We start from the raw sequence: 26,554 nt of genomic DNA, 5'->3' as shown, positions 1-26,554 counted from the left end.
ATTTCGCCGGGCGCGCGCCGGGCGTAGCTAAAAGTACAATCTGAGAGGATCGTACCATGCCGCTGCCCCTGCCGCCCCGCGAACTGCTCGACCTCCAGGACGACACGCGCCTGCCGCGCGGCGCGGGCATGGCGATCGCCTTCGGCATCGGGCTGGTCAGCTGGGCGATCGTCGTCGCCGCCGCGCTGATCCTGCTGCGCTACTAGGTCGCTTATACCACCAGCTCGATTACTGGGCCACGCTCAGGAACAGGCTGAAGCTCCCCGGCAGCCGCTTCGGCGCCTTCTCTCCCTCCAGCACCGCTTCGATCGCGTCGATCGCCGCCAGCAGGTCGCGCTGCGGATAGGGTTTGGCCAGGCAGCCGGCAGCCAGCGCTCGCGCTTCCTCGGGAAAGCTCCCCGTCACGAACAGCACCGGCAGCCCGCGCGTCTGCGCCGCCCGCGCCACATCGACGCCGCTGCCGTCCGCCAGGTTGATGTCCGCCAGCACGAGGTCGAGATCGCCATCGGCGCCGATCACCCGCAGCGCATCGGCCAGCGTATCCACCGTCGCGGCGATCGCGAAGCCTTCGCTCGTCAGGAAATGCTCGGTGTCGAACGCGACCAGCGGCTCGTCCTCGACCACCAGGAGCCGCTCGATCCTACGCTTTTTTCGCCCGAACAACATGCCGCCTCACGCCCGCCAAGCATCTGATATCCAACGCGCTAACGCGCAAAGCCCTTTCGTGGGCGCAATAATTTTTGAAGCGACCGCGACAATCGCTATATCGCCCCTGTGTCTCCGTCCAATCCCAAAGAATCGCAGCGCATTGCGAAGCTGCTAGCCCGTGCTGGAATCGCGTCACGTCGTGATATCGAGCGCATGATCGCCGATGGGCGCATCGCGCTCGATGGCAAGGTGCTCGATACGCCCGCGACCCTGCTCACTTCGCTCCGCGGCGTCACCGTCGACGGCAAGCCCGTCGCCGAGCCTGCGCCTGCCCGGCTGTTCCGCTATCACAAGCCCGCCGGCCTGCTCACCACCGAGCGCGACCCTGCCGGGCGCCCGACCATCTATGACAGCCTTCCCGAGGGGTTGCCGCGGGTGATGCCGGTGGGCCGGCTCGATCTGAGCACCGAAGGGCTGCTGCTGCTCACCACCGATGGCGAGCTGAAGCGCGAGCTCGAGCTGCCCGCGACGGGCGTCGAGCGCAGCTACCGCGCCCGTGCCTATGGCAATGTCACCCAGGCGCAGCTCGAGGCGCTGATGCTCGGCGTCGAGATCGAGGGCGTGCGCTATGGCTCGATCAATGCCAATATCGAGCGGCGCACCGGCGCGAACGTCTGGATCGAGCTGACCCTTACCGAGGGCAAGAACCGCGAAGTCCGCCGCGTGCTCGAATATCTCGGGCTCGAGGTGAACCGCCTGATCCGCACGCGCTACGGCCCCTTCTACCTCGGCGACATGCCCGCGGGCGACGTCGACGAGATCCGCAAGGTCGATCTGGTCACCTTCCGCACCGTCCTGTCCAAGCCGGGCGGCGGCAAGGCGGCCTCGAACCTGCAATTCTCGGTGCGCTCGCGCGTGGTCGAGCCGGCACCCCGGCCCAAGCCGGTGCCGACCGACGGGCGCGAGCCCGACAGCCGCCGCAAGCTCGCCAAGCCGGCACCCGCGCCCAAGAAACCGGTGTTCACTGCGCGCCAGACGCCGCGCGCCCGCGACGAAGAGGAGCGCCCGCGTTCCTCCGCCAAGCCTGGCTTCGCGCCGCGCGGCGAACGTCCGGTGCGGAACGAGCGTTCGGAGGAGCGGCCTCGCGGCCCCGGCAAGCCCGGCTTCGCGCCGCGGGGCGAGCGTCCCGCCCGCGGCGAGCGCCAGGAAGAGCGTCCCCGCAGCCCCGGCAAGTTCGCGCCGCGCAAGCCGCGCGAGGAAGGTCCGGCCAACCCTGCGCGTGCCGCCCGTGCGCGTGCCCACCGCGAAGCGCGCGAGCCGCAGCCGGGTGATTTCGTCGATCGGCCCAAGGGCCCGCGCCGCCCCGATCGCGGTCCCGCCGCCGGCCGCGGCAAGCCGGCCCGCCCGCCAAGGACCCGCAAGTAATGCGCATCATCGCCGGAGAATGGCGCGGCCGCCCGCTCGCCGCGCCCAAGGGCGACACCACCCGCCCCACCGCCGATCGCACGCGAGAGGCGCTGTTCTCGATGCTCGCCAGCCGCATCGGCAGCTTCGAGAAGCTGGCGGTCGCCGATCTCTTCGCAGGCTCGGGCGCCCTCGGACTCGAGGCGCTGTCGCGCGGCGCCGCCTCCTGCCTGTTCGTCGAGCAGGACAAGGCGGCGCTCGACGCGTTGCGCGCAAACATCGCCAAGCTGGGTGCAAAGGGCGCCGAGGTCCGCCCCGGCTCGGTGATGGCTCTGGGCCCGGCACGCGCCCCGCTCGACCTGATCCTGATGGATCCGCCCTATGGCACCGGCGCCGGCAGCGTCGCGCTCGACAAGCTCGGCCGCCTCGGCTGGGCCGGGCCGGCGACCTGGATCAGCATCGAGACCGCGAAGGATGAGACGCCCGAAGTCGCCGGCTTCACCGTCGACGTCACCCGCGTCCACGGCAAGGCGCGGCTTACGCTGCTGCGGATGGCGGGCTGATCGCTACCTGACTGTTCCCCGGCGAAAGCTGGGGCCCAGGGTTTCTCTGCCGGATCGCTTGTGATCCTGGGCCCCGGCTTCCGCCGGGGAACAGAAGTATCCGGGATCAGCCTTGCCTGCCGCGCACCAGCACCAGCCCCACCAGGCTGAGCAGCCCGGCCCCGGCGAGATAGTAGCCCACCAGCGTCAGCCCGCCCTGCTTGACCAGGGCCTCGGCGATCAGCGGCGTGAGGCCGCCGCCGAGGATGCCGCCCAGGTTGAAGGTCACCGACACGCCGGTATAGCGCACCCGCGCCGGGAACAGGCTGGGCAGCCAGGCGCCGAGCGGGCCATAGACGAAGCCCATCACGAACAGCGCAAAGGCCAGCCAGGCCGCGACGCTGGGCAGCGAATCCGGGCCGAGCAGCAGCGACATCGTCATGCCCACCGGGATGGTGAAGATGCAGCCGAACATCAGCACGCCATTGGCGCTGCGCTTGTCGGCGGTGACGCCGGCGGTGACGATTCCCGCCGCCATGAACAGGATCGCGATCAGCTCCACCGCCAGGAAGGTCTCGCGGTCATAGCCCAGCGCCTTGGTGCCGTAGCCGATGATGAACACGGTGGAGATGTAGAACAGCGCGAAGCAGGCGACGGTGCCGACGGTGCCGGCGAAGGTGGCGAGCGCGCTGGTGCGGAACAGCTCGCCGATCGGCACCGCGGGTGGCGCTTCCTTCTGGCTGGCGGCGACGAATTCGGGCGTCTCGCTGATCTTCAGCCGCACCCACAGGCCCAGGAACACCAGCACCGAGCTGAGGATGAACGGCAGGCGCCAGCCCCATTCGCGGAAGGTCGCCTCGTCCATCACCGCGCCGAGCAGCAGGAAGAAGCCGTTGGCGAAGATGAAGCCCACCGGGGCACCCATCGGCGGGAAGCTGCCATAGCGGTTCGCCCAGCCCGGTGGGGCATTCTCCACGGCGAGCAGGCTCGCCCCGCCCCATTCGCCGCCCAAGCCCAGGCCCTGGCCGAAGCGTAGAAGGCAGAGCAGGATCGGTGCGGTGATGCCGATCAGCGCATAGCCGGGCAGGAAGCCGATCAGCACGGTGGAGACGCCCATCAGCATCAGCGAGGCGACGAGCGTCGACTTGCGCCCCAGCCGGTCGCCGAAATGTCCGAACACCAGCCCGCCCAGCGGCCGCGCGAAAAAGGCGACCGAGAAGCTGGCATAGCTGGCGATCTGGCGGATGCCGGGCTCGCTCGCCGGGAAGAACAGGTCGGGAAACACCAGCGCCGCCGCGGTGGCATAGATGTAGAAATCGTAGAACTCGACCGACGTGCCGACGAGGCTCGCGAACAGGATGCGGCGGTGCGATGCGGCGGCTTTGGTCATGCCCTCTCCCCTTTTCGCCCCCTCCTTGGATCGATCCGCCGCAAAGGGGAAGCCCGTTCATCGCTGCGACAGTTTCGGCTGCGTACCGGTGCAGCCCTCAGCGACCGCAATCAGGGAGACGAGCGATGCGCGAATCGGCAGGCAGGCGGCTGGCTTATGCCGTGCTGTTCGCAGTGCTCGCCGGGCTCGTCGTGGCCTTCTGGAACCCCGTCGACCATTTCAAGGCAGACCTGCGCGCCGACGGCCAAGGCTTCAAGTTCAGCATCGAGCTGGCGACACAGCTGCTGAAGGAAGGCGTGAAGCGAGTCTAGGCGCTCGCCCCAGCCGTCATCCCGGCGAAAGCCGGGATCTCGTGCGGCTCCATACCCGCCATCGCCTGAGATCCCGGCTTTCGCCGGGATGACGGTTCAGATCAGAGCCCCAGCAGCTTCACGCCGTTGAGCATCGCCCAGTAGAGCGCGCCCGAAAGCAGCATCGCTGCCGGCAGGGTGAGCAGCCAGGCCAGCGCCAGGTTGCGCACGGTGCGCGCCTGCAGGCCGGCGCCGCTCGCAACCGAGGCACCGGCGACGCCCGAGGACAGGATGTGCGTGGTCGAAACCGGCAGGCCGAAGCGATCCGCCGCCAGGATCGTGCCTGCAGCAACCAGCTCGGCCGAGGCGCCCATCGCATAGGTCATGTGCTGCTTGCCGATCTTCTCGCCGACGGTGACCACGATCCGCTTCCAGCCGATCATCGTGCCCAGGCCGAGCGCCAGCGCCACCACGATCTTCACCCAGAGCGGGATGAAGCGGGTGCCGGCCTCCAGGTTCTTCTGATAGTCGCCCAGCGCCTTCAGCTCCGCGGGCTTGTAGCCCTCGGGCTTCTTGGTGGCGAGCTTGGTGGTGTCGAGCACCAGATACATGTCGTTGCGGACATTGCCCGTCGCCTCCGCGGGCACCTTGCTCAGCGAGCCATAGCCCTGCACGCGCGCGGTCAGGTCCTTCGACAGACCCTCGAGCGCGGCGAACACCTGCGGGCTGTCCGCCTTGCGCTGCTGGAGCGCGGTGGTGAGCACCTTGCGCGCGTCGACCGGCGCCATGTCCGGCAGGGCGTTGCTGCGCGCGTCGAACACGGCCGCGGCGACATTCGCGGTCTGGACATAGGCGGGCGTCGCGCTCGCCGACTGGGTGCGGTTGAGCGCATAGGCCGTCGGCGCGCAGCCGATCAGGATCAGCATGATCAGGCCCATGCCCTTCTGGCCGTCGTTCGAGCCATGGCTGAACGAGACTGCGGTGCAGGTGAAGATCAGCGCGCTGCGGATGCCGATCGGCGGCGCGGTGTGCGGCATCGGCGAGGTGTAGAGCTTCTGGTTGCGCAGGAAGACGCGCATCACCAGCAGCAGCGCGAGCGCCGCGATGAAGCCGATCAGCGGCGCCATCCACAGCCCGGTGAGCACCTTGGTCGCCTGGCTCCAGTCGACGCCGGCGGTGCCGCCGCGTGATCCGGCGTTGATCAGCTGGTTGGCGAAGCCGACGCCCAGCACCGAGCCGATCAGCGTATGCGACGACGAGTTGGGCAGGCCGATATACCAGGTGCCGAGGTTCCACAGCACCGCGGCGAGCAGCAGCGCGAAGATCATCGCGAATCCGCCTGCCGAGCCGACGTTGAGGATCAGCTCCACCGGCAACAGCGTGATGATCGAATAGGCGACCGCGCCGCTCGAGAACATCACGCCGAGGAAGTTGAAGAAGCCCGACCACACCACGGCGAAATGCGCGGGCATCGAGTTGGTGTAGATCACCGTGGCGACGGCGTTGGCGGTGTCGTGGAAGCCGTTCACGAACTCGAAGCCGAGCGCGATCAGCAGCGCCAGCGCCAGGAACAGGAACACGCCGGTGGCCAGCTCCTCCCCCACGCCGCGCGTGTCGGTCAGCACGCTCCAGCCGGCAAAGGCCAGTCCGCCGACCAGGATCGCCGCGAACAGCAATTTGGCCAGGGGATGGGTCTTGTAGTGGAATCGGGGTCCCGGCTGCGGTTGGTCGACCGGCGGGGCTTGGTCCAGAGCGAGTGATGCCATGATGTGCGCGCCTCTGGCCGGAGGGTGTGACAGCCATATGACAAGGGCGTGACAGACAGTCGGGTCGGCGCAACTCGATGCGCAAAGGAAACGCCCCACCCTCGGGGGTCGAGGATGGGGCGCCTTCGGTGCTGCCGTGGAGATATGGGGATCAGTGCAGCACCTGGGTAAACTTCAGCGCGGGGCGTCTTCCCCGAAGCTCAGAAGCGCACCTGCATATAGGCCTTGGGGCCGGGCTTGATGCCGCGATTGCTGCCCGGCGTGCTCATGAAGCCGCGCCCGCGCAGCCGGCGCAGCCAGGCAAATCCCATCTCGACGTTGCCCGATGCCTCGAAGCTCAGCCGCGCGCCGGCATAATGGCGCGCATCGCGGATCATGCCGCGGTCCATGTCGAAGCGCGGCGCCTGGGCATAGGCGCTCACCCCCAGCCAGGTATGGCCGAGCACTTCCTTCTGCAGCGACACGGCATAGCCCGCGCTGGTCTCGTCGGCGCGCCACGTCTCGCTCGGCTGGCGCACCGTGGCGGTGGTGCGCAGCCACAGCCCCTCGACATGTTCTTCGTTCTTCACGCGTACTTCCGGCCGCACCACCAGATAGGCGGTCTGCGCCGCTGCGATCGCCTGTGCCTGTGCAGGTGCCTGGGCAAGGATCGCCCCTGCCGCCGCTGCTACCAGACCTGCTCCCCGACTCGTCATTATCCCGGCCCCCCAGCTGCAGGATTTGGCCGCCAACTGATGGTTGACGGCAATTAGGTATTATTGCGGGTTTGTGTCCGACGCTAGCGCTTTGTTGCAAAAATATTTCCACCGCCGCGGCCGGGCTGCGCATGCGCGCGGAGCTTGCGAGCGCGCGGCGCGTTCCCTAGTTGTTCACCATGACCCTGCCCGTAGAGACCGACGCCAACGCCCCCTATCTGAGCGGCCTCAACACGCCCCAGCGCGAGGCGGTGCTCACGGCCGAGGGGCCGGTGCTCGTCCTCGCCGGTGCCGGCACGGGCAAGACCGCGGCGCTCACTGCCCGCCTCGCCCATCTCCTCTGGACCCGCCGCGCCTATCCGTCCGAGATCCTCGCGGTCACCTTCACCAACAAGGCGGCGCGCGAGATGAAGGAGCGCGTCGGCCGCCTCGTCGGCGCGGCGGTGGAGGGCATGCCCTGGCTCGGTACCTTCCACGCGATCGGTGCCAAGATGCTGCGCCGCCATGCCGAGCTGGTCGGCCTCCAGTCGAACTTCACCATCCTCGACACCGACGACCAGCTCCGCCTGATCAAGCAGCTGATCCTCGCCGCCGACCTCGACGAGAAGCGCTGGCCCGCGCGCCAGCTCGCCGGGCTGATCGACGAGTGGAAGAACAAGGGCCTGACGCCATCCGAGATCGGCGCGGGCGAGTCCGAGCGCTACGGCAATGGCCGCGGCGCCGCGCTCTACCATCTCTACCAGGAGCGGCTGAAGGCACTCAACGCCTGCGACTTCGGCGACCTGCTCCTCCACATGCTGGTGATCCTCAAGACCCACCGCGACGTGCTCGAGCAGTATCAGCAGCGCTTCCGCTACATCCTGGTTGACGAATATCAGGACACCAACGCCGTCCAGTATCTCTGGCTGCGCCTGCTCGCGCAGGAGCGCAAGAACATCTGCTGCGTCGGCGACGACGACCAGTCGATCTATAGCTGGCGCGGCGCCCTCGTCGAGAACATCCTGAAGTTCGAGAAGGACTTCCCCGGCGCCAAGGTGATCAAGCTCGAGCAGAATTACCGCTCGACCCCGCACATCCTCGCCGCCGCATCGGGCGTGATCGCCAACAATAGCGGCCGCCTCGGCAAGACGCTGTGGACCGACAAGGACGAGGGCGAGAAGGTCAAGGTGCTCGGCGTGTGGGACGGCCCAGAGGAGGCGCGCCGCGTCGGCGAGGAGATGGAGAGCCTCCAGCGTGGCGGCAAGTCGCTCGACGACATGGCGATCCTCGTCCGCGCCCAGCACCAGACCCGCGAGTTCGAAGACCGCTTCATCGCGATCGGCCTGCCCTATCGCATCATCGGCGGCTTCCGCTTCTACGAGCGCCAGGAAATCCGCGACGCGCTCGCCTATCTCCGCGTCGTCGCCCAGCCTGCGGACGACCTCGCCTTCGAGCGCATCGTCAACGTCCCCAAGCGCGGCCTGGGCGACAAGGCGCTGGCGAAGGTCCACCAATATGCCCGCGCCGCCGGCATCCCTCTTACCACCGCCGCCGCGCGCATCCTCGATACCGACGAGCTGACGCCACAGGCCCGCCGTGCGCTCGGCAACCTCGTCGGCGACATGGCGCGCTGGCGCAGCATGGGCAACGACCTCCAGCACCCGGACCTCGCCCGCATCATCCTCGACGAGAGCGGCTACACCGCGATGTGGCAGGCCGATCGCACCGCCGAGGCCGCCGGCCGCCTCGAGAACCTCAACGAGCTCGTCCGCGCGATGGAGGAGTATGAGACGCTCGGCGCCTTCCTCGAGCATGTCAGTCTCGTCATGGACAATGAGGCCAATGCCGAGGAGCCCAAGGTGACGATCATGACGATCCACGCCGCCAAGGGGCTCGAGTTCGACACCGTGTTCCTGGCGGGCTGGGAAGAAGGCATCTTCCCCTCGCAGCGCGCTTTGGACGAAGGCGGCCTCGCCTCGCTCGAGGAGGAACGCCGGCTGGCATACGTCGCGATCACCCGCGCCCGGCGAAAGGCCTTCATCCTCCACGCCGCCAATCGCCGCATCTATGGCCAGTGGAACTCGTCGATCCCCAGCCGCTTCGTCGCCGAACTGCCCGAGGCGCATATCGAGAGCGAAAGCACGATGACCGGGGGTGCCTCTTTATGGCAGGCCAACTGGAGCGAGCGCAGCGACCCCTTCGCCGACGTCTCGCGCGGCACGGGCCGTGGACCCGGCTGGCAGCGCGCCGCGGGCGTCGACATGAAGAACCCCGGCGGCGGCTTCACCTCGCGCACGTTTTCGCGTGAACCGACACGCGTGGTGGAAAGCCGCGCGAGCGCGGTAAGCTTCGGCGCCAAGCCCCGCGGCGACCTGTCGCTGGGCCTGCGCGTGTTCCACCAGAAGTTCGGCTACGGCGTGATCGCCGAGATCGAAGGCAACAAGCTCGAGATCGACTTCGAGCAGGCGGGGCGGAAGCGGGTGATGGATAGTTTTGTTACGGTGGGGTAAGGATGCTCAAGATCAATCGGGTGGGCGCAAGGCGATTAGCTAGAATTAGTAGTCGCTTATTGCGGGAAATGATATTCCCATTGATCTGTGCATCCATATACACCTATTGGGCATACCCGATCGGTGCCACAAAGATTGTCAGCACGTATGGTGCATCATTCTTCTTTTTTGCTTGGCTTTCTGGGAATTTCAATCGCGTTTCCAAGCAAACTCGTACGGAAGATAGTTTTGATAGCGTGGAGAGCCGGCTCAGAGATTTGCTTGCCTCAATCGAACGACAGACGAAACGCCTTATAGGGGCTGCCACTGGCGGAGAATCTTTTGCTATCGCCGGAATGACAGAGCCCGGCACATCGGGCTCGTTGTGGGTGTTCCATCAAGAAGGCGATGAGTTTCCCTTGCGCGAAGTGACTGCGAGGATCGCAGACATATCTCACAAAATCGAAACTCCGATGTCGCTGTATGAAATTTTATCGCAAGATCAGCATATTGAAATTGGAACAATGACACCGGAAATGGCGACGATGAATTTCGAGTGGCGCGCGCCAAAAATATCGGAGAAGGCTGACTATAATATATTCTTTTCGGCATTGAATGGTTCTTGGATCCAAGAGCTACGAATGCGGGAGGTCGATGGGCAATGGCTCAGGGCTGTCCGTGTCCAAAAGCGGATGAACGACTTTTCTCTGGTGACGTTGCACCTCGATATTCAGTCCGGATTTCCAGAATCCGATATCTTCGCAGCGATGCCGGCGGCCGATGCAAGCGGGAATCAATCCCTAAAAACGGCCATTGGACTTCCTGACCAATCTCATCCCTGATATAGTCACCAACCTAGTCAGGAGCCCGCCGTTACCATGGAACGCATCAACCTAGCCGACGCCAAGGCGCGCCTCAGCGAGATCGTCGATCGGGTCGAGGCGGGCGAGAGCATCGAGATCGTCCGGCGCGGCAAGCCTGCTGCGCGGCTTGTGCCCGCTGAGGTCGAGCGCGAGTGGAAGCCGGTTGACGTCGAAGCGCTGCGCAAGCTGCACGCGCGGACGCCGGTTCAAAAGGAATCCGCTGGGGAATTCATCCGCCGGATGCGTGACGACGCACGCTATTGAGCTATTATCTCGACACTTCGGCGGTGGTCGCAGCGCTCGTTGTAGAGCAGCATTCGCCTGTACTTCTAGGCTGGCTGGAAAGCGTGGAGCCTGGGACGGCCTTCATCAGCGACTGGACCCACACCGAAATCTCGAGCGCGCTGGCGCTCAAGCTGCGGACCGGGGAAATTACGCTCGAAACCAGGGCTGAGGCCCTGGGGGCTTTTGCCGGCATGGCAACGAGCAGCTTGCCGACTCTGGCTGTCGCAGAAGAGCATTTCGAGGTCGCCGCCCACTTCGCCGCGCAGCATGAGTTGGGTTTGCGCGCCGGCGATGCCTTGCATCTCGCTGTGGCAAAGGACGGAGGCTTCGCGTTGGTAACGCTCGACCAGCGCATGGCCGACGCCGCGCTCCAGCTCGGCGTACCCGTGGAACGGATCTAATTCCGCTACCAATGTAGGAAATCGTCTGATCTACCCTGATAGATGGACGACTCATCCCTCCCCGATCCGCCCGAAGCCGAGGCGCCCGGCGCCCTCGACTTCATCCCTGTTCCCTTCGAGCGCGTCCGCCCCGATGGCTGGACCGCACCGCGCCAGCGCGACTTCATCGCGGCGCTCGCCACGCTGGGCTCCGTCCTTCACGCCGCCCGCGCCGTCGGGATGACCAAGCGTTCGGCCTATCAGCTCCGCAGCCGCCCCGGCGCGGAGAGCTTCTGCGAAGCCTGGGATAGCGCGCTCGCGATCGGCTATGCCGATGCCTATGAACGCGCGCTGGAGCGCCTCACGATCGGGATCGTCACGCCGCGCTACTACAAGGGCAAGCAGGTCGGCACGCGCCACCGGTTCGACTGGCGCCTGGCGATGGCGGCGCTCAATGGCACGCCGCCCGCCCCGCCCCAGCTGCGCAAGAATATTACGAGATGAAGCGCGTTTCCGGGAAAATAGGGAAATTAAGCCCCCGCAGCCGCCTCGATCTGGATCAGCGTCACGCCCTGATACTTTTCCAGCGACGGATCGAACAGCGCGCTGGGGGTGAAGTCGCGCTCGAGCAGCGTCAGGTCCTTCAGCCCGTCGAGCTTGAAGGTGCCCACCTTCTCCTCGCGCGGCAGGAAGCCTTCCTTGGAGATCACCACGCCGTCGACATACACCGCGTCGTGCCGGGTGAAGAGGATGTGCGGCGCCAGGATCATCCGCGTGCGGTTATAGGTGATCGACACGCATTTGTGGCGCACGATCGCCTCGAACAGCATGGGCAGCATCGCCGCGGGCGCGGGCGTCGGGTCGGCTTCGGTACTCAACTTCATCCTCTCCCTATGGCGACCATGCTGCATCGCAGCAAGCCACTCTGCCGCCAGCATATCACGACAGGCCCCGGAAAACGCGTCCTCAGTAGCGTATGTTTCGTAAACTTCCGCGGCGCACCCGGCGCCGGAAAGGAGGGCTAGACCTCGATCCCGTTCCACTCGGTGATCGTGTGGAAGGCGGGCATCGACAGGCTGCCGTCGGCGGTCTTGGCGACCAGGTTGCTGCCCTGGTTCTGGAGACCGGCCTCGCTGAGGAAGCGCGGCGAGACGCGGTGGCGGGTGGTGAGCACGCCGTTGGAATCCTCGACCAGCGGCTGCTCGAACTCGATGCCCTGTTGTTGGCGCATCGAGCGCCGGACGGTGGCGACGGCCATCTGGCCCTCGCCGAGATCCACCACGAATTGCGTGCCCTCGGGCACGTCGACGATCCCGTCGATCAGCGCGCCGGAGGCCGAGACATTCTTGAGCACGGCCTGGTAGTAATGATTGTCGTGGATCACGCCGACCTTGCGGAAGGTGGTGTGGCGGATGTGGCGCTGGCGTTCGGGGCCTTGCGGGGTGATCACCCACTTGCCGTCCTTGAGGTGGCCGGCAAGTTCGCCGCCCGCCACGGCGCGGCTGTAGAGGAAGCCCTGGATGTGGCTGACATTGAGGCGGCGCATCGTCTCGAGCTGGTCGAAGCTCTCGATGCCCTCGGCGGTGGTCTCCATGCCAAGGGCGTTGGCCAGGGCGACGATCGCGGCGATGATCGCCTGGTTGCGGGCGCCTTCCTCGGTGGTGCCGCGGACGAAGCTCTGGTCGATCTTGATCTTGTCGAACGGGGCGGTGCGCAGATAGCCGAGCGAGGAATAGCCGGTGCCGAAATCGTCGAGCGCCAGCCGCACCCCGAGCCGCTTGAGCGCGGCGAAGCGGGCATCGGTCTCGCTGGTTTCGCCGAGGAAGACGCTTTCGGTGATCTCGAGCTCGAGCCGTTCGGGCTTGAGCCCGGAATTGGCGAGCGCGCTCATCACGATGGCGGGCAGCGCGTCGCTGTCGAACTGGATCGGCGAGACGTTGACCGAGACGCGCAGGTCGCCGGGCCAGGTGGCGGCATCGGTACAAGCCTGGCGCAGCGTCCATTCGCCGAGCTGCGGGATCAGGTTGGCGTCCTCGGCGATCGGGATGAAGATCGACGGCGAGATCCGGCCGCGCTTGGGGTGGTTCCAGCGCAGCAGCGCCTCGAAGCCGGTGACCTGCTCGGTCCTGGCGCTGACGATCGGCTGGTAGTGCACCGCCATCTCGCCCTTGGCGAGCGCGTCGAGCAGGTCGTGCTCGAGCAGGCGGCGGTCGGCGGCGGCCTGGAGCAGATCGGCCGAGAAGAAGCGCGCCCGGCCCCTGCCCGCTCCCTTGGCGGCATAGAGCGCCAGGTCGGCGTTGCGAACCAGCTCGTCGCTGGTCACCCCGTCCCACGGGCTGACGGCGATGCCGATCGAGGCGCCGATCAGGCAGCGGCTGCCGTTGATGCTGTAGGGATGCGAGAGCGATTCGATGATCCGGTTGGCGAGATCGGAAAGGCCGACGCGGTTGTGGGCGTCGGGCAGGATCACCTGGAACTCGTCGCCGCCCATCCGGGCGATCTGCTCGACATTGCCGACGATCGAGGTCAGTCGCTCGGCCACCTGCTTGAGCAGCGCGTCGCCCACCGGATGGCCCAGGCTGTCGTTGATCGCCTTGAAGCGATCGAGGTCGATCAGCATCAGCGCGCAGGCGCGCTCCTTGCCCTTGAAGGCGGCGATCGTGCTGTCGAGCATGGCGCTCATCCGCCGCCGGTTGGGCAGGCCGGTGAGCGGATCGTACATGGCGAGCCGGTTGCTCTCATGTGCGGCCCGCTGCTCCCTGGTCACGTCGACGCCGTGGCCGAGGAACCCGGCAAAGGCGCCGCGGGCGTCGCGTGTCGGCTGGCCGGAGAGCGCCCACCAGCGCTCCTCGCCGACCATTTCGACCATCAGCGGGATCGCATCGAAGCGTGCCTGGCGCGCCATCTGGAAGGGCATGGTCCGCCGGCGTTCGGCATCGGCCTCGTCATTGGGATTGCGGAACAGCGAGATCAGGTCGCGGCCGATCAGCGCGTCGCCGGTCGTTCCCAGCGAACGTGCGGCGCCTTCGCTGATATAGGTGATGTGGCCCTCGGCGTCGGTCGCCCAGAACCAGCCCAGGTCCATCGCTTCATAGTTTCGGAACAGGCGGAGATGCTCGGCAGCGAGCGGATCGGAGCCGCTCTTGCGCACGAAGGGCACGCCAACACCGCCCGCCTTCGCCGCCGCTCCCGCTCTGCCGACCATTCAAACCCGCCCGTATCAATCCAGCCGGCTTCCTACGGGGGCGACTCTTTAGGTTTTGTGAAAACGGGGCGGCTTCCACGCAACCCGCGTCGCTTCGTCGTACCTCGTTACGGGTTCGTCGCGATCGGTTCGTTCGTTCAGCCCGGCTTCACCCACATTTCCGGAACGTTTCGAGGTTCCCGGCCGTATGGGCTTCTGGGAAGGAGAGAGCATAATGAAGCATCTGGTTACCTTGGCGGCGGCAGCCGCGGCAGCGACCATCGCAGTGGCCGCGCCAGCCTCGGCGCAGCGCGCGCCGGTCTATAGCAGTTCGTCCGACGAGGAGGCCCGCTTCGACGCCGCGCAGGAGCGCTTCGACCGCGAATATCAGGCCTATCAGCAGGCGGTGGATCGCTACCGTTCGTACAAGTCTCGCCCGATCGCGCCCCCGCCCCCGCCGCGTGGAGGCTATTCGGGCGGCTATGACCCGCGCGACGACGAATATTATGATGCGGCCCGCGATTATCGTGCCCCGCCGCCGGGCTATCAGGACCGGGTGCTCACCCAGGACGACCGCATCTATCGCGGCAATGACGGCAAATATTACTGCAAGCGCTCGGACGGCACGACCGGCCTGATCGTCGGTGCCGCGGCGGGCGGCCTGTTCGGCAACATCATCGCCGGGGGCCGTTCCAAGACCGTCGGCACGCTGCTCGGCGCGATCGCTGGCGGTGCGCTCGGCAGCTCGGTGGATCGCGACCAGGTTCGCTGCCGCTGAGGCAATAAAGGCCCCCGCCCGCTTGCGCAGCGGGGGCCTCCGTACCTTCCCCAATGGGGATAGCTCCGGAGCCGCGACTTCACCCCCATGCAGGCATAATGGCGCCAGATCGGGGCATATGAGGAGTCGCGAAATGCCCGTGGAGCGCGTGCTGAAGCAGCACGGCCACATTCTTGCCAATGCCGACGCGCTCGAGGCGATGGTCTCGGGTCCCTGGCCTGCGCGGATCGATGGACTGGGCTTCCGGCGCTGGATGTTCACGCGCGACCTGATGCTCCACTTCGCCAGGATGGAGGGTCAGGTCTATGGCCCGCTGATGGACGATATCGGCGGCGATGCTGCAGGGATCGCCAGCCGGGCAAGTGCCGAGACCGCCGCGCTGGTCGCCGATTTCCGGGAGCATGTAACGCGCTGGCACGGCCTGCCGAGCGAAGCACAGTGGAGCACCTATGCGCGCTCGATCCACTGGCTGCTCGCTCGCATCCGCGAGCGAATCGAAGGCGAAGCGGCGGAAATCGTGCCGCTGCTGTCCCACCTGCCCACCAACGACGACGGCGCCTGCCTGGGCAAGCCGGACCATCGCTATGTCGCCGATGCGTGGGAGATCCGCGAATTGATCTTCGCGGGTTCGGCGTTCGTCGCCCAGAACAACGCCGCCCGGGACGAGCCCGAGGCGGCGTAACGGCGGCTCAGTGCCAGAAGAGCAGAATAAGCAGGATGATCGGGATAGGAACGCCGATCAGCCACAACAGGATTCCCTTACCCATCTTTCCCTCTCCAAGTGGTTGGTTTCGATAGCGAAAGAACCGTTCTCGGCCGCGCTGGTTCCCGACGATCGGAGCTGAAGGTGCCGATGATGGCGCAGCTTGTCGGTGCCGGGAGCAATCGCTCGTTGCGATAGCGTCGCACAAGCGCCTAGAGGCTTGGACATGGTTGAAACCAAGCACCCGTTCGCCTTCCCCAATTTTCGCTATTATTTCCTCGCCCGGCTTTCGACCACGCTCGGGCAAATGGCGATGGTGATCGTGATCGGCTGGCAGGTGTACGACATCGCCCGCCGGACGATGTCGGTGAAGGAAGCGGCGTTCCAGCTCGGCCTGATCGGCGTCGCCCAGTTCCTGCCGCTGCTGTTTCTCTCGCTCTTCGCAGGCTGGGTGGCCGACCGGCTCGACCGGCGCTGGCTGGCCCGCGCCGCCGTCGCGCTGGAAGCCGGCTGCGCGATCGCATTGGGCGTGCTGACCTATACGGACAGGATCAGCCTGCCCGCGCTGTTCGGCATTGCCGCGCTGCTGGGCGTGGCGCGCGCCTTTGCCAGCCCGGCGCTGAGCGCGCTCTCACCCAATCTGGTGCCCAAGGAGATCCTGCCCACCGCGATCGCGCTCAGCTCGCTTTCCTGGCAGGCCGGCACGGTGATCGGACCGGCGATGGGCGGCTATCTCTATGCCGGCGCCGACTGGCTGCCCTATGCGGTGGCCGGCGGCCTGTTCCTGCTCGCCTTCGTGCTGCTGATGCTGATCGGCCAGGTGCCACGTAGCGCCGCCAAGTTCAGCGGCAGCCCCTGGGCGCAGATGGTCGACGGGCTCCATTATGTCCGGCGCAACCGGCTCGTGCTCGGCGCCATCTCGCTCGACCTGTTCGCCGTGCTGCTCGGCGGCGCGACGGCGATGCTGCCGGTCTATGCCCGCGACATCCTCCAGGTCGGTTCGGCGGGCCTGGGGCACCTGCGCGCGGCGCCTGCGGTCGGGGCTGTGGTGACGGCGCTCTGGTTCTCCTGGCGACCGCTCAAATACGACGTCGGGGTGAAGATGCTGGTCGCAGTCGGATTGTTCGGCCTGGCCACGGTCGCCTTCGGCCTGTCGGCGCCGCTGCTGGTGCCGGTGCTCGGCCCCTCCGCGGTGGGGCATGACCTTTCCCCGGCCGTGCTGCTCGCGCTTGTCGCGCTGTTCGTGGTCGGCGCGGCCGACATGGTCTCGGTCTATGTCCGCCAGTCGCTGATCCAGCTCTATACGCCTGACGAGATGCGCGGCCGCGTCGGTGCGGTCTCAACGCTGTTCGTATCGGGCTCGAACGAGCTGGGCGAGGCCGAATCGGGCTTCCTCGCCGCGCTGATCGGGCCGGTCGCCGCAGTGGTGGGCGGCGGCATCGGCGCCGTGCTTGTCACGCTGGCATGGGCCAAGCTATTTCCGGAGCTCAGGCAGGCTCGCACCTTCGATCCTCCGGCCAATCTCGAGATTCCTCCCAAGGAGATGACGACATGAAGGCCAACACCATCCTCGAGACGATCGGCAACACGCCGCATATCCGGGTGAGCAAGCTGTTCCCCGATGCGGAAGTGTGGATCAAGTCGGAGCGGACCAATCCCGGCGGCTCGATCAAGGACCGAATCGCGCTCGCCATGATCGAGGCGGCCGAGAAGGACGGCAGCCTGAAGCCCGGCGGCACGATCGTCGAGCCGACCAGCGGCAACACCGGCGTCGGCCTGGCGATGGTCGCCGCGGTGAAGGGCTACAAGCTCGTGCTGGTCATGCCCGAGAGCATGTCGGTCGAGCGCCGTCGCCTGATGCTCGCCTATGGCGCGACCTTCGACCTGACGCCGCGCGAAAAGGGCATGAAGGGCGCGATCGAGCGGGCGATGGAGATCGTCGAGACCACGCCCGGCGCCTGGATGCCGCAGCAGTTCGAGAACCCCGCGAACATCGACGTGCATCACCGCACCACGGCGCAGGAGATCCTGAACGACTTCGCCGATACGCCGATCGACGTGGTGGTCACCGGCGTCGGCACTGGCGGCCACATCACCGGTGTTGCGGAGACGCTGAAGAAGAGCTGGCCCAATGTGAAGGTCTATGCCGTCGAGCCCGAGCTCTCGCCGGTGATTTCGGGCGGCCAGCCCGGCCCGCACCCGATCCAGGGCATCGGCGCGGGCTTCGTGCCGCGCAACCTGCATACCGACGCGATCGATGGCGTGATCAAGGTCGATGCGGGCGTCGCCAAGGACATGGCGCGCCGTGCCGCCCGCGAGGAAGGCATGCTGGTGGGCATCTCTTCGGGCGCGACTCTGGCGGCGATTCTGCAGAAGCTGCCCGACCTTCCCGAGGGCGTCCGCGTCCTGGGGTTCAATTATGATACAGGTGAGCGCTATTTGAGCGTTCCGGACTTCCTTCCGGAGAGCTGAGTCCACTGGAATTAACGCCGGATTAACGCTAGCTTTTCCGAGTCGGGGAAGAAACGCGGTGTTCCGGGGGGAATCCAGTGCGTAATGCGATGATCCTGGTGAGTGTGATGCTCGCCATTTATCTGGGGTGGCCGCTGGCTTTCGGGGGGAAGCAGCGCGGGCTGGAGACACCGGCCGAGGCGCGCAGCGTGGCGGCCGCCCCAGTTTCCACCAAAGCTGTCAAGCCGGCGTCGCGGGCCGCGGTGTCGACTCCTGCGTCGGCCCGGCCGGAGAGTTGCTACAAGCGCTACCAGCGCGAAGTGAAGCAGTGCAGCGGCGAGACCACCGGCGCAGCCTGCAAGCTGGGCGCTGCGGACCATTGGGACATGTGCGAGGCGACCGGCTTCTGGCCGGAATGAGCCGCGTGCCAGGTTGAGCCAGGCCTCGCGGCATTGCGATGCCGTGATGGTTCCAACCTGCATAGTTCTGCGTTATGGGGCGCGACCCCATGCCGACCCTCCCTTCCCTTGCTACGCCCGGAGCACCTTCGCTGCGCGTCTCGCCGCTGCTGGCGGCCGTGCTTGCGCTCGTCATGCTCGCCGCCATCGCCCTGCCGCTATGGCTGGTCGCGCACACGCCGCGGACAGTGGTGCACAAGCGCGGTCCTGTGGTGGTGTCGCACCGCGTGGTGCCGAAGACCGAGCTGCCGCCGGTCGAGCCGGTCGAGCTGCAGGTCGTCAACCCGGACGATGCGCGTGCCTATAACGCCACCATCCCCTTCTCGACCCTGCCCAATCCCGCCGCGCGCCCGTTCCGCATCTTCGGCGAGGAGCTGAGCCGGGCCCGCGCCGTCGATTGCCTGGCCGCCGCGGTTTATTACGAGGCGGGCGACGATGCGGTTGGCGAGCGCGCGGTGGCGCAGGTGATCATCAACCGCGCCCGCCACCCGGCCTTCCCCAAGTCGATCTGCGGCGTCGTCTTCCAGGGATCGGAGCGCTCGACCGGCTGCCAGTTCACCTTCACCTGCGACGGTGCGATGCTGCGCTATACGCCGACCGCCGCGGCCTGGGAGCGCGCGCGCTACATCGCTCGCACCGCGCTGACCGGCTCGGTCTATGCCGCGGTCGGCCATGCGACGCACTACCATACCGATTGGGTGGTGCCCTATTGGAGCGCCAGCCTGGAGAAGATCACCGAGGTGCATACGCACCTGTTCTTCCGCTGGGCAGGCTGGTGGGGCACGCCGCCCGCGTTCAACCGCGCCTATACCGGGGTCGAGCCGAACGTCGCGCTGATGGCCCGGCTCTCGCCCAACTTCACCGGAGACGCCACGCTCGACGCGCTGCTGCCGGGCGCGGTGGGCACCGACGGCGCGTTCATCGATCCCGCCTCGATCCCGCAGAGCGCGGTGCCGGCGCCGATGGCGAGCGAGGGTGGCGACCAGAACAACTTCATGCTCACCCTGCCCAAGGGCATGAACCCCGATGCCTTTGCCGCGCTGGCGATCCGGACCTGCGGCGAGCGGCCCTATTGCAAGTTCATGGCCTGGGCCGATGCGAAGCAGACGCCCGCCAAGCTGCCGCTGTCGAGTGCGCAGGTTTCGACCATGTCCTTCTCCTATCTGCGCGACGAGACCCAGGGCTTCGCCAAGGCGCTGTGGAATTGCGGCCAGTTCCGCCGGCCGAGCCCGGTGCAGTGCATGCGCGTGCAGGTGACGGAGCCGGTGGCTGCCGCTACGCCGGTGCCCGGGGCAACGCCCCTGCCCGGCCCGACGCCGCTGACCGGCGTGCGCCGCAAGGTGGACGTCGTGGCCCCGCCGGTCGCCGCGCCGACCAATGTGCCGGCGCAGGGCAAGGGCGCGGTGAGCTTCACCCTGCCTGTGCCGAAGCCTTCGCCGACGCCGCGGCCTACCGAGCCGGCGCGCTGAGGCGGTCAAAGTACACGAAGTACACGCCTAGAGGCGGGTTCTATCCGGCAATCTCAAAGAGCGGTCTTCCGGTACCCTGGGCCCCGGCTTTCGCCGGGGAGCCGTACAGGGCAATCTGTTCCCCGGCGAAAGCCGGGGCCCAGGGTTATGAAGGGCTTAGATCAGCGGCGAGATCCTTCCATCGAGGATTCATCGTCTCGATCAGCTCGATCTTCCAGGCGCGCTTCCACCTCTTCATCTGAAGCTCGCGCAGGCGTGCTGCATCCAAATCCTCGGACGCTTGGTACCACACGAGCAGCTTGCAACCATGTTCGCGCGTGAAACCCTCGACCGCACCTGTCCGATGTTCCCATGCGCGCTTCGGCAAATCGCTGGTGACGCCGATGTACAGCGTGCCGTTGCGACCGCTGGCCATGATGTAGACGAAGCCCTGCTTCTCCATCGCCCGCCCTCCAACGAGGAGGCGTTGGAACATATATAGAACATTCCAACATTGCAAGGGCGCCGCAGCTGGGTAGCTGCGACGCCCTCGATAGGTCGTACTCCGCGGCCCTGGGCCCCGGCTTTCGCCGGGGAACTGGTTAGAGGCTCCCGGCAGCCTTACGCCGCGCGGAACAGCTCCGGATCGAGCGCCATCACGCTCTCGCTGCCCGCCTCGATCTTGCGGCGCAGGCCGCTCGCGTCGGGGAAGAAGCGCTCGGCGAAGAAGCGGGCGGTGACCAGCTTGGCTTCGTAGAACCTGGCATCGCCCTCGCCCGTGGCCAGCGCGGCAAGCGCCGCCTTGGCCATGCGGAGCCACATCAGGCCGAGCGCCACCGTGCCGGTGAGCTGCATGTACGGATAGGCGCCGGCGCCGACATCGTTGGGGTTCTTGAAGCCGTTCTGGGCGAGCCACATCGTCGCGCCCTGGAGATGGCCGAGGGTCTTCTCCAGCCCTTCGGCCAGCGTGGCGAGCTTTTCGTCGCCCTTGGCCGCGGCGGCTTCCTCGGCGACCAGCTTGAAGAAGGCCTGAACCGCACGGCCGCCGTTCATGGCGAGCTTGCGGCCGACCAGGTCCATCGCCTGGACGCCGTTGGTGCCTTCATAGATCATCGAGATGCGGGCATCGCGGACGTACTGCTCCATGCCCCATTCGGCGATGTAGCCATGGCCGCCATAGACCTGCTGGCTGTCGGTCGCGACCTTGTAGCCGATATCGGTGCCGACGCCCTTGATGACGGGCGTGAGCAGGCCGACCAGATCGGCGGCGAGCTGCCGCTCCTCCTCGGTGGCGGCGGCATGCTCGAGATCGACCTGGAGCGCGCCCCACAGGCAGAGCGCGCGCATGCCCTCGGTCTGCGCCTTGGCTTCCATCAGCATGCGGCGGACGTCCGGGTGGACGAACAGCGTGTCGGCCTTTTCCGCCGGTTCCTGCGGGCCGGTGAGCGCGCGGCCCTGGCGGCGGTCATGCGCGTACTGGACGGCGTTCTGGAGCGCGACTTCGCCGACGCCGAGGCCCTGGAGGCCGACGCCGAGACGCGCGGCGTTCATCATGATGAACATCGCGGCGAGGCCCTTCATCTCCTCGCCGACGAGCCAGCCGGTGGCGCCGTCATAGTTCATCACGCAGGTCGAGTTGGCGTGGATGCCCATCTTGTGCTCGATCGAGCCGCAGCTGACCGCGTTGCGCGCGCCCAGGCTGTCGTCGTCGTTGACCAGGAACTTGGGCACCACGAACAGCGAGATGCCCTTGGTGCTGTCCGGCGCGCCCGGGGTCTTGGCGAGGACGAGATGGATGATGTTCTCGGTCAGGTCGTGCTCGCCCGACGAGATGAAGATCTTGGTGCCGGTGATGCTGTACGAGCCGTCGGCATTGGGCTCGGCCTTGGTCTTGATCAGGCCGAGATCGGTGCCGCACTGCGGTTCGGTGAGGTTCATCGTACCGCCCCAGATGCCCGCGACCATCTTGGGGACATACTTCTCCTGCTGCTCGGGCGACCCCTTGGCGAGGAGCGCGGCGATCGCGCCGTGCGTGAGGCCCGGATACATGGCGAAGGCCATGTTCGAGGAGATCATGAACTCCTGGAAGGCGGTGGAGATGACGTGCGGCATGCCCTGGCCGCCAAAGGTCTCGGGGAAGCTCAGCGTGCCCCAGCCGCTCTCGACGAACTGGGTGTAGGCTTCCTTGTAGCCCGCCGGAGTGGTGACGCTGCCGTCGTCATGCCGCTTGCAGCCTTCCTGGTCGCCCGAATGGTTGAGCGGGAACAGCACTTCGGCGACGAACTGGCCGCCCTGCTCGAGCACCGCGTCGACCGTGTCGGGGGTCGCGTTCTCGAAACCGGGCAGGTTGGTGTAGCGATCAAGGCCGATCACCTGCTCGAGGATGAAGCGCGTGTCGCGCACCGGCGGGGTATATTGGGGCATTTCAGGGTCCTCGGAGGTTAGTCGCTGCTTTTGAGCAGGTCGACGAATTGCTGGAGCTCGGCGATGTGCGCGTCGATGTCGCGCTTCTGGTTTTCGAGCAGTTCGATCCGTTCGAGACAGCGCTCGAGCGTGACCTGCTTCTGGGTGCTGCGATCGTCGCCGACATCGTAGAGATCGATCATCTCGCGGATCTCGGCGAGGCTGAAGCCGACGCGCTTGCCGCGCAGGATCCAGGCAAGCCGCGCACGATCGCGGTGCGAATAGACACGCGACGTGCCGCGGCGCTCGGGGGCGATCAGCCCTTCGTCCTCGTAGAAGCGCAGCGCGCGCGGCGTGACCGAGAATTCGGCGCACAAGTCCGAGATGGTGAAGGCGTCGCGATCCGGGCGCGGCTCGATCGGCGCCAGGGCTTCGAGCGGAAAGGCGGGTGCGTTCATGGCCATGGAAAATACTTTCCCCTTACGTGAACGTCAACTCGTTATGTCCGTCTTTGATCCATTCCGTCATCCCGGCGAAAGCCGGGATCTCGTGCGGCTCCTTCCCTGCACCTCCGCCTGAGATCCCGGCTTTCGCCGGGATGACGATTCTGGCGGGCGACGGCTATTTGTCAGCGCCGCAGAGCCGCTTGCCGTTGGCGTCGCGCATTGCGGCGGCTTCGGCGGCCGACTCGCTGAGGCGGGAGACTTCGAGGCCGGCATAGGAGGCACGCTTCGCGCAGAACTTGGTGCAACCATCGGGCAGCGCGCCCGGGAAGGCGATCTTGTCGCCGTCATATCTGGCGTCGAACGAGCAACTGCCGTCCTCGCCGAACTCGATATGCAGCGCCTCCCCCACCCGACTCGCCCGGCCAGTGCCGCTGCAGGTGATGCGGTCGCCATAGTCGACGAATGCGCCGACCCGGTAGCCGAGCTCCTCGTCGGGCACGATGCAGACGCGATCGGTATCGCGGGCATAGAGGCCGGCAATGTCGGTGTCCGCCGGATTGCGGACGAGGCCGCGTTCGATCGCGGCCTTTTCGAGGTCCTGGGGCGGCTGGGGTTTGTCGGTAGGGGCGCTGCCGGAGGAGCAGGCGGCGAGAAGGAGCATGGCTCCAAGGACTGATTTGTTCCCCAGCGAAAGCCGGGGCCCAGGGTCATAAGCGACGCGGCAGAGAAACCCTGGGCCCCGGCTTTCGCCGGGGAACGGCTCAGGATTATAGCGCGCGCGCTTCACTTCCGGACCAGCTTTCCGCCTTCGATCACCCGGTAGAAGCAGCTCGGCGCACCGGTGTGGCAGGCGGGGCCGTGCGGCTCGACCTTGAGCCAGACCGCGTCCTGATCGCAATCGATCCGCGCCTCGATCACCTTGAGGACATGGCCCGACGTCTCGCCCTTCTTCCACAAGCGGCCGCGGCTGCGCGACCAGAAGGTCGCCTCGCCGGTGTCGAGCGTTGCCTGGAGCGCCTCGGCGTTCATGTGCGCCAGCATCAGCACCGTGCCCTGGGGATCGGTGCAGACCGCCGTGATCAGGCCGGCGGCGTCATATTTCGGGTCGAGCGTGCTGCCCGTTTCGCGATCGGTATCCACGAACCGGCTCTACCCCAGCCGTCACCCCGGCGAAAGCCGGGGTCTCATGCAAGGGCGCATGCGGCCTGAGATCCCGGCTTTCGCCGGGATGACGATGGTTCAATGCTCGCGGATCGCGTCGATCAGCGCGTCCTTGTCCATCTTCGAGCGCCCCTCGATGCCGATCTCCTTCGCCTCGTCGTACAGCTGCTCCTTCGAGCGGCTTTCGAGCGTGCCGCCGGGATGGTCGAGCGTGCCTGCCGCCTCGGCATTGGCGATTCGGGCGGATTTCTCCTTCGAATTCCCCTCGGCACGGAGTTTCTCGTAGAGTTCGCCGTTCCTGATCTGGGGTCCGTGGTTGTGGCCGGGCATGGGAAAAGCTCCTTTCGCCCCTGAAAAACCACCGAAAAACCCTGTCAGTTCATTTCTTTGTGACAGACCGGCGACAAACCGCGCCGAAGCGCCTATATGCCCGCCCGACAGTTCCCAACCCCATCGAGGGCTGATGCTTACCACGAACCCGTTCGACGACGACAAGCTGCGCGAAGAGTGTGGCATTTTCGGCGTATCCGGCATGGACGGCGCCGCCGCCGCCGTTGCGCTTGGCCTGCATGCACTCCAGCATCGTGGACAGGAGGCGGCGGGTATCACCAGCTTCGACGGCCACCAGTTCCACATCCACCGGGCGATGGGCCATGTGGCGGGCAATTTCGACCGCGACGAGGTGATCCGTGCGCTGCACGGCGACACTGCCTGCGGGCATGTCCGCTATTCGACCACCGGCGAGACCTCGCTGCGCAACGTCCAGCCGCTCTATGCCGAGCTGGCGAGCGGCGGCTTTGCGGTGGCGCATAACGGCAACATCTCGAACGCGATGCGCCTGCGCCGCGACCTGATCCGCCGCGGCGCGATCTTCCAGTCGACCAGCGACACCGAGGTGATCATCCACCTCGTCGCCACTTCGCAGTTCCGCACGCTGATCGATCGCTTCATCGACGCGCTCAAGCAGGTCGAGGGCGCCTATTCGCTGATCGTGATGACGCCCGAGGGCATGATCGCCTGCCGCGATCCGCTGGGCATCCGCCCGCTGGTGATGGGCAAGCTCGACGACACGATCGTCTTCGCTTCCGAGACGGTGGCGCTCGACGTGGTCGGCGCCGACTATGTCCGCGATGTCGAGCCGGGCGAACTGGTGATCGTCAAGGGCGGCGAGATCAGCTCGCACAAGCCGTTCGCGCCCGTGGGGCCGCGGCCCTGCATCTTCGAGCATGTCTATTTCTCGCGCCCCGATTCGATCAGCGAAGGCCGCTCGGTCTATTCGGTGCGCAAGGCGATCGGCGCGCAGCTGGCGATCGAGGCGCCGGTCGAGGCCGATCTCGTCGTGCCCGTGCCCGATTCGGGCGTGCCGGCGGCGATCGGCTATGCCCAGCAGAGCGGGATTCCGTTCGAGCTGGGCATCATCCGCTCGCACTATGTTGGCCGCACCTTCATCCAGCCGGGCGACCAGATTCGCCACCTGGGCGTGAAGCTGAAGCACAATGCCAATCGCGAGCTGATCAAGGGCAAGCGCGTGGTGCTGATCGACGATTCGATCGTGCGCGGCACCACCAGCCTCAAGATCGTGCAGATGATGCGCGAGGCCGGCGCCGCCGAGGTGCACATGCGCATTGCCTCGCCGCCGACGCGGCACAGCTGCTTCTACGGCGTCGACACGCCCGAGCGCGCCAAGCTGCTCGCCGCCAAGATGGATGTGGGCGGGATGACCGACTTCATTCATGCCGACAGCCTGGCCTTCGTGACGATCGACGGCCTGTACAAGGCGCTCGGCGAGGCGCACCGCGCGGATATCCATCCGAAATATTGCGATGCCTGCTTCACCGGCGAATATCCGACGACGCTGACCGACCAGGACGAGAACGGCCCGCCGACCGACCAGTTCGCGCTGCTCCACGAGCGCGTGGGCTGACATTCACTTCCCGTTCGTGCTGAGCTTGTCGAAGCACCGTTCTTTCTGAGGACGCGGGCGAGAAGCACTGCCCTTCGACAAGCTCAGGGCGAACGGGGATGGGAATGACCGACAAGGCACTGGAAGGTAAGACCGCGCTCGTCACCGGCGCGAGCCGCGGGATCGGCGCGGCGACAGCGCTGGAACTGGCCAGGCAGGGCGCGCATGTGATCCTGACCGCGCGCACTGCGGGCGGGCTCGAGGAAGTCGAGGAAGCGATCTTCGCCGCGGGCGGTTCGGCGACGATCGCGCCGCTCGACCTGACCGAGAATGACAGCATCGCGCGCCTCGCCGAAGCGATCTCCGGGCGCTGGGCGGCGCTCGACGTGCTGGTGCTCAACGCCGCGCAGCTCGGCACGCTGAGCGCGGTGCCGGCGATCGACTTCAAGGAATATGCGAAGGTCCTGACGCTCAACGTCACTGCGCAGGCGGCGATCCTGGCGGCGTTCGACCCGATGCTCAAGGCTTCGAGCGGCGCGCGGGTGATCGGCGTGACCTCGGGCGTGGGCCGCAATGCCCGGGCCTATTGGGGCGTCTATGGCTCGTCCAAGGCTGCCTTCGACAACCTGCTTCTCACCTATGGCGAGGAAGTCGCGCATATCAGCCAGGTGCGCGTGGCGATCGTCGATCCGGGCGCGACCCGCACCAAGATGCGCGCGCGCGCTTTCCCAGGCGAGGATCCCGAGACGGTGAAGGCGCCCGAGGTTGTCGCCGAGCGGATCGCGGCACTGGCAGTGTCGGGGTTCGAGACCGGGCATTTCGAGCGGGTGGAGTAAACCCTCTCCCCTCCCGCTTGTGGGAGGCTTGTGGCGCGTACGCCGCGTTAAC

The 26,554-nt window shown here is 66.6% G+C and carries 29 protein-coding genes; 17 read left to right on the top strand and 12 right to left on the bottom strand.

Going from position 1 to position 26,554, the window contains the following annotated elements; all coding sequences use genetic code 11:
* Nucleotides 1-56: 56 nt before the first annotated feature.
* The gene (locus P6144_RS04505; RefSeq protein WP_277766507.1) at nucleotides 57-206 is read left to right on the top strand and encodes a hypothetical protein; all 150 of its coding nucleotides are present in this window, start codon (nucleotides 57-59) and stop codon (nucleotides 204-206) included.
* A gap of 22 nt (nucleotides 207-228) precedes the next feature.
* On the opposite strand, the gene P6144_RS04500 is transcribed toward P6144_RS04505, so the two are convergent.
* Nucleotides 229-666, bottom strand: a complete 438-nt coding sequence (locus tag P6144_RS04500; RefSeq protein WP_277766506.1) for a response regulator — start codon at nucleotides 664-666, stop codon at nucleotides 229-231.
* Between the two features lie 141 nt (nucleotides 667-807).
* On the opposite strand from P6144_RS04500, the gene P6144_RS04495 reads away from it, so the two are divergent.
* On the top strand, nucleotides 808-2,073 hold the full coding sequence (locus P6144_RS04495) for a pseudouridine synthase (protein ID WP_277766777.1): 1,266 nt from the start codon (nucleotides 808-810) through the stop codon (nucleotides 2,071-2,073).
* Nucleotides 2,073-2,615 carry a 16S rRNA (guanine(966)-N(2))-methyltransferase RsmD gene (gene rsmD / locus P6144_RS04490; RefSeq protein WP_277766505.1) on the top strand — a complete coding sequence of 181 codons (543 nt, stop codon included), beginning with the start codon at nucleotides 2,073-2,075 and terminating at the stop codon, nucleotides 2,613-2,615. The genes P6144_RS04495 and rsmD overlap by 1 nt, the downstream gene beginning before the upstream one ends.
* Before the next feature lie 106 nt (nucleotides 2,616-2,721).
* On the opposite strand, the gene P6144_RS04485 is transcribed toward rsmD, so the two are convergent.
* A complete protein-coding gene (locus P6144_RS04485) occupies nucleotides 2,722-3,984 on the bottom strand; it encodes an MFS transporter (protein ID WP_277766504.1) in 1,263 nt (420 codons plus the stop codon).
* Between the two features lie 125 nt (nucleotides 3,985-4,109).
* Here P6144_RS04485 and P6144_RS04480 point away from each other — a divergent pair, with 125 nt between their 5' ends.
* Entirely contained in the window at nucleotides 4,110-4,295 is a 186-nt protein-coding gene (locus P6144_RS04480; RefSeq protein ID WP_277766503.1) for a hypothetical protein, read from the top strand.
* A gap of 101 nt (nucleotides 4,296-4,396) precedes the next feature.
* On the opposite strand, the gene P6144_RS04475 is transcribed toward P6144_RS04480, so the two are convergent.
* Together P6144_RS04475 and P6144_RS04470 are read right to left on the bottom strand one after the other, a co-directional pair.
* The gene (locus P6144_RS04475; protein WP_277766502.1) at nucleotides 4,397-6,040 is read right to left on the bottom strand and encodes an inorganic phosphate transporter; all 1,644 of its coding nucleotides are present in this window, start codon (nucleotides 6,038-6,040) and stop codon (nucleotides 4,397-4,399) included.
* Nucleotides 6,041-6,240: 200 nt separating this feature from the next.
* Entirely contained in the window at nucleotides 6,241-6,735 is a 495-nt protein-coding gene (locus P6144_RS04470; RefSeq protein ID WP_277766501.1) for a hypothetical protein, read from the bottom strand.
* A 179-nt stretch (nucleotides 6,736-6,914) separates the two neighbouring features.
* Between P6144_RS04470 and P6144_RS04465 the strand changes: the two genes are divergently transcribed.
* Genes P6144_RS04465 through P6144_RS04445 form a run of 5 tightly spaced genes read left to right on the top strand, consistent with a single transcriptional unit; the run spans nucleotide 6,915 to nucleotide 11,235 of the window.
* A complete protein-coding gene (locus P6144_RS04465; RefSeq protein WP_277766500.1) occupies nucleotides 6,915-9,224 on the top strand; it encodes a UvrD-helicase domain-containing protein in 2,310 nt (769 codons plus the stop codon).
* A gap of 2 nt (nucleotides 9,225-9,226) precedes the next feature.
* Entirely contained in the window at nucleotides 9,227-10,045 is an 819-nt protein-coding gene (locus P6144_RS04460) for a hypothetical protein (protein ID WP_277766499.1), read from the top strand.
* A 36-nt stretch (nucleotides 10,046-10,081) separates the two neighbouring features.
* Nucleotides 10,082-10,330, top strand: coding sequence for a type II toxin-antitoxin system prevent-host-death family antitoxin (locus P6144_RS04455; protein ID WP_277766498.1), 249 nt, complete (start codon nucleotides 10,082-10,084; stop codon nucleotides 10,328-10,330).
* Nucleotides 10,327-10,752 carry a type II toxin-antitoxin system VapC family toxin gene (locus tag P6144_RS04450; protein WP_277766497.1) on the top strand — a complete coding sequence of 142 codons (426 nt, stop codon included), beginning with the start codon at nucleotides 10,327-10,329 and terminating at the stop codon, nucleotides 10,750-10,752. Before P6144_RS04455 ends, P6144_RS04450 begins: the two co-directional genes overlap by 4 nt.
* A 42-nt stretch (nucleotides 10,753-10,794) precedes the next feature.
* Complete coding sequence (locus tag P6144_RS04445) at nucleotides 10,795-11,235, top strand: hypothetical protein (protein ID WP_277766496.1); 441 nt, start codon at nucleotides 10,795-10,797, stop codon at nucleotides 11,233-11,235.
* Between the two features lie 26 nt (nucleotides 11,236-11,261).
* Here P6144_RS04445 and P6144_RS04440 read toward each other — a convergent pair whose 3' ends face one another.
* Nucleotides 11,262-11,615, bottom strand: a complete 354-nt coding sequence (locus tag P6144_RS04440; RefSeq protein WP_277766495.1) for a WYL domain-containing protein — start codon at nucleotides 11,613-11,615, stop codon at nucleotides 11,262-11,264.
* Nucleotides 11,616-11,752: 137 nt separating this feature from the next.
* Nucleotides 11,753-13,936 carry an EAL domain-containing protein gene (locus P6144_RS04435; RefSeq protein WP_277766494.1) on the bottom strand — a complete coding sequence of 728 codons (2,184 nt, stop codon included), beginning with the start codon at nucleotides 13,934-13,936 and terminating at the stop codon, nucleotides 11,753-11,755.
* Between the two features lie 214 nt (nucleotides 13,937-14,150).
* Here P6144_RS04435 and P6144_RS04430 point away from each other — a divergent pair, with 214 nt between their 5' ends.
* From P6144_RS04430 to P6144_RS04405, 6 genes are all read left to right on the top strand, one after another.
* Complete coding sequence (locus P6144_RS04430) at nucleotides 14,151-14,693, top strand: glycine zipper 2TM domain-containing protein (protein WP_277766493.1); 543 nt, start codon at nucleotides 14,151-14,153, stop codon at nucleotides 14,691-14,693.
* Between the two features lie 133 nt (nucleotides 14,694-14,826).
* Entirely contained in the window at nucleotides 14,827-15,375 is a 549-nt protein-coding gene (locus tag P6144_RS04425) for a hypothetical protein (RefSeq protein WP_277766492.1), read from the top strand.
* A 247-nt stretch (nucleotides 15,376-15,622) separates the two neighbouring features.
* Nucleotides 15,623-16,951, top strand: coding sequence for an MFS transporter (locus P6144_RS04420; protein WP_277766491.1), 1,329 nt, complete (start codon nucleotides 15,623-15,625; stop codon nucleotides 16,949-16,951).
* A complete protein-coding gene (gene cysK, locus P6144_RS04415; RefSeq protein WP_277766490.1) occupies nucleotides 16,948-17,868 on the top strand; it encodes a cysteine synthase A in 921 nt (306 codons plus the stop codon). Before P6144_RS04420 ends, cysK begins: the two co-directional genes overlap by 4 nt.
* An 89-nt stretch (nucleotides 17,869-17,957) precedes the next feature.
* Complete coding sequence (locus P6144_RS04410; protein WP_277766489.1) at nucleotides 17,958-18,266, top strand: hypothetical protein; 309 nt, start codon at nucleotides 17,958-17,960, stop codon at nucleotides 18,264-18,266.
* A gap of 89 nt (nucleotides 18,267-18,355) precedes the next feature.
* Nucleotides 18,356-19,774 (top strand): cell wall hydrolase, encoded by a 1,419-nt coding sequence (locus tag P6144_RS04405; RefSeq protein ID WP_277766488.1) that lies wholly within the window; start codon nucleotides 18,356-18,358, stop codon nucleotides 19,772-19,774.
* A 145-nt stretch (nucleotides 19,775-19,919) separates the two neighbouring features.
* Here the strand turns inward: P6144_RS04405 and P6144_RS04400 are convergent, their stop codons facing one another.
* The 6 genes from P6144_RS04400 to P6144_RS04375 form a co-directional block, all read right to left on the bottom strand.
* Nucleotides 19,920-20,216 carry a GIY-YIG nuclease family protein gene (locus tag P6144_RS04400; RefSeq protein WP_277766487.1) on the bottom strand — a complete coding sequence of 99 codons (297 nt, stop codon included), beginning with the start codon at nucleotides 20,214-20,216 and terminating at the stop codon, nucleotides 19,920-19,922.
* 158 nt (nucleotides 20,217-20,374) lie between these two features.
* Nucleotides 20,375-22,177, bottom strand: coding sequence for an acyl-CoA dehydrogenase C-terminal domain-containing protein (locus P6144_RS04395; RefSeq protein ID WP_277766486.1), 1,803 nt, complete (start codon nucleotides 22,175-22,177; stop codon nucleotides 20,375-20,377).
* 17 nt (nucleotides 22,178-22,194) lie between these two features.
* Nucleotides 22,195-22,614: a MerR family DNA-binding transcriptional regulator gene (locus P6144_RS04390; protein ID WP_277766776.1), complete on the bottom strand. Its 420-nt coding sequence runs from the start codon at nucleotides 22,612-22,614 to the stop codon at nucleotides 22,195-22,197.
* A 163-nt stretch (nucleotides 22,615-22,777) separates the two neighbouring features.
* On the bottom strand, nucleotides 22,778-23,263 hold the full coding sequence (locus P6144_RS04385; protein WP_277766485.1) for a hypothetical protein: 486 nt from the start codon (nucleotides 23,261-23,263) through the stop codon (nucleotides 22,778-22,780).
* Nucleotides 23,264-23,385: 122 nt separating this feature from the next.
* Complete coding sequence (gene hisI, locus P6144_RS04380) at nucleotides 23,386-23,742, bottom strand: phosphoribosyl-AMP cyclohydrolase (protein ID WP_277766484.1); 357 nt, start codon at nucleotides 23,740-23,742, stop codon at nucleotides 23,386-23,388.
* A 99-nt stretch (nucleotides 23,743-23,841) separates the two neighbouring features.
* Nucleotides 23,842-24,093 carry a Rho termination factor N-terminal domain-containing protein gene (locus P6144_RS04375; RefSeq protein WP_277766483.1) on the bottom strand — a complete coding sequence of 84 codons (252 nt, stop codon included), beginning with the start codon at nucleotides 24,091-24,093 and terminating at the stop codon, nucleotides 23,842-23,844.
* Nucleotides 24,094-24,226: 133 nt separating this feature from the next.
* On the opposite strand from P6144_RS04375, the gene purF reads away from it, so the two are divergent.
* A complete protein-coding gene (gene purF, locus P6144_RS04370; protein WP_277766482.1) occupies nucleotides 24,227-25,687 on the top strand; it encodes an amidophosphoribosyltransferase in 1,461 nt (486 codons plus the stop codon).
* Between the two features lie 104 nt (nucleotides 25,688-25,791).
* On the top strand, nucleotides 25,792-26,502 hold the full coding sequence (locus P6144_RS04365) for an SDR family NAD(P)-dependent oxidoreductase (RefSeq protein WP_277766481.1): 711 nt from the start codon (nucleotides 25,792-25,794) through the stop codon (nucleotides 26,500-26,502).
* Nucleotides 26,503-26,554: the final 52 nt, after the last annotated feature.

It is taken from the genome of Sphingomonas sp. HITSZ_GF (assembly GCF_029543155.1).
GTDB lineage: Bacteria > Pseudomonadota > Alphaproteobacteria > Sphingomonadales > Sphingomonadaceae > Sphingomonas.
This window is presented reverse-complemented; position numbering and strand designations above follow the sequence as displayed.

What these genes read in the sequence shown, in the direction of transcription:
- P6144_RS04475 (WP_277766502.1), bottom strand. Translation starts at nt 6,040, where the DNA reads ATGGCATCACTCGCTCTGGACCAAGCCCCGCCGGTCGACCAACCGCAG.
- cysK (WP_277766490.1), top strand. Translation starts at nt 16,948, where the DNA reads ATGAAGGCCAACACCATCCTCGAGACGATCGGCAACACGCCGCATATC.
- P6144_RS04505 (WP_277766507.1), top strand. Translation starts at nt 57, where the DNA reads ATGCCGCTGCCCCTGCCGCCCCGCGAACTGCTCGACCTCCAGGACGAC.
- P6144_RS04480 (WP_277766503.1), top strand. Translation starts at nt 4,110, where the DNA reads ATGCGCGAATCGGCAGGCAGGCGGCTGGCTTATGCCGTGCTGTTCGCA.
- P6144_RS04390 (WP_277766776.1), bottom strand. Translation starts at nt 22,614, where the DNA reads ATGAACGCACCCGCCTTTCCGCTCGAAGCCCTGGCGCCGATCGAGCCG.
- rsmD (WP_277766505.1), top strand. Translation starts at nt 2,073, where the DNA reads ATGCGCATCATCGCCGGAGAATGGCGCGGCCGCCCGCTCGCCGCGCCC.
- P6144_RS04460 (WP_277766499.1), top strand. Translation starts at nt 9,227, where the DNA reads ATGCTCAAGATCAATCGGGTGGGCGCAAGGCGATTAGCTAGAATTAGT.
- P6144_RS04445 (WP_277766496.1), top strand. Translation starts at nt 10,795, where the DNA reads ATGGACGACTCATCCCTCCCCGATCCGCCCGAAGCCGAGGCGCCCGGC.
- P6144_RS04400 (WP_277766487.1), bottom strand. Translation starts at nt 20,216, where the DNA reads ATGGAGAAGCAGGGCTTCGTCTACATCATGGCCAGCGGTCGCAACGGC.
- P6144_RS04470 (WP_277766501.1), bottom strand. Translation starts at nt 6,735, where the DNA reads ATGACGAGTCGGGGAGCAGGTCTGGTAGCAGCGGCGGCAGGGGCGATC.
- P6144_RS04420 (WP_277766491.1), top strand. Translation starts at nt 15,623, where the DNA reads ATGGTTGAAACCAAGCACCCGTTCGCCTTCCCCAATTTTCGCTATTAT.
- P6144_RS04485 (WP_277766504.1), bottom strand. Translation starts at nt 3,984, where the DNA reads ATGACCAAAGCCGCCGCATCGCACCGCCGCATCCTGTTCGCGAGCCTC.
- P6144_RS04455 (WP_277766498.1), top strand. Translation starts at nt 10,082, where the DNA reads ATGGAACGCATCAACCTAGCCGACGCCAAGGCGCGCCTCAGCGAGATC.
- P6144_RS04405 (WP_277766488.1), top strand. Translation starts at nt 18,356, where the DNA reads ATGCCGACCCTCCCTTCCCTTGCTACGCCCGGAGCACCTTCGCTGCGC.
- P6144_RS04435 (WP_277766494.1), bottom strand. Translation starts at nt 13,936, where the DNA reads ATGGTCGGCAGAGCGGGAGCGGCGGCGAAGGCGGGCGGTGTTGGCGTG.
- P6144_RS04410 (WP_277766489.1), top strand. Translation starts at nt 17,958, where the DNA reads ATGATCCTGGTGAGTGTGATGCTCGCCATTTATCTGGGGTGGCCGCTG.
- P6144_RS04395 (WP_277766486.1), bottom strand. Translation starts at nt 22,177, where the DNA reads ATGCCCCAATATACCCCGCCGGTGCGCGACACGCGCTTCATCCTCGAG.
- P6144_RS04425 (WP_277766492.1), top strand. Translation starts at nt 14,827, where the DNA reads ATGCCCGTGGAGCGCGTGCTGAAGCAGCACGGCCACATTCTTGCCAAT.
- P6144_RS04500 (WP_277766506.1), bottom strand. Translation starts at nt 666, where the DNA reads ATGTTGTTCGGGCGAAAAAAGCGTAGGATCGAGCGGCTCCTGGTGGTC.
- purF (WP_277766482.1), top strand. Translation starts at nt 24,227, where the DNA reads ATGCTTACCACGAACCCGTTCGACGACGACAAGCTGCGCGAAGAGTGT.
- P6144_RS04465 (WP_277766500.1), top strand. Translation starts at nt 6,915, where the DNA reads ATGACCCTGCCCGTAGAGACCGACGCCAACGCCCCCTATCTGAGCGGC.
- P6144_RS04430 (WP_277766493.1), top strand. Translation starts at nt 14,151, where the DNA reads ATGAAGCATCTGGTTACCTTGGCGGCGGCAGCCGCGGCAGCGACCATC.
- P6144_RS04440 (WP_277766495.1), bottom strand. Translation starts at nt 11,615, where the DNA reads ATGAAGTTGAGTACCGAAGCCGACCCGACGCCCGCGCCCGCGGCGATG.
- P6144_RS04365 (WP_277766481.1), top strand. Translation starts at nt 25,792, where the DNA reads ATGACCGACAAGGCACTGGAAGGTAAGACCGCGCTCGTCACCGGCGCG.
- P6144_RS04375 (WP_277766483.1), bottom strand. Translation starts at nt 24,093, where the DNA reads ATGCCCGGCCACAACCACGGACCCCAGATCAGGAACGGCGAACTCTAC.
- P6144_RS04385 (WP_277766485.1), bottom strand. Translation starts at nt 23,263, where the DNA reads ATGCTCCTTCTCGCCGCCTGCTCCTCCGGCAGCGCCCCTACCGACAAA.